Source organism: Pseudomonas sp. 2822-17 (assembly GCF_002742485.1).
GTDB classification, from domain to species: Bacteria; Pseudomonadota; Gammaproteobacteria; order Pseudomonadales; family Pseudomonadaceae; genus Aquipseudomonas; species Aquipseudomonas cyclaminis.
Genome location: NZ_LJRZ01000720.1, coordinates 1 through 275, shown reverse-complemented (window position 1 = coordinate 275; position 275 = coordinate 1). Strand labels below are relative to the sequence as shown.

The following is a 275-nucleotide window of genomic DNA, read 5'->3' as shown; positions in this document are numbered from 1 at the left end:
GGGGCGTCAGGAGAAAGAAATTCTACCGGTATACTTTTCAACTGCTCTACTGATAGATTAAATTTTTCAAGTGAAAAAAGGTCTTCCCCTGTTCGTTTCTCTAATGGAGAAATATTTGCAAGACGATGTCCATTCCGTCTGATGGAGTCAGCTAGTTTCATCGCATTTGCTACTGAATACATCTGTTCTTTCTCTGAAAACTTATTAGGTTTAGATACTTCTTCTACATCCTTGTGTGTTTCATTGGAATTAGATGATGATGGTGGCCCCCATAT

General features: G+C 38.5%; 1 protein-coding gene. It reads right to left on the bottom strand.

The features are described 5' to 3' along the window. Positions 1-275, bottom strand: a 275-nt coding sequence (locus AOA60_RS33500) for a hypothetical protein (RefSeq protein WP_218240843.1), incomplete at both ends; no start/stop codon positions are given.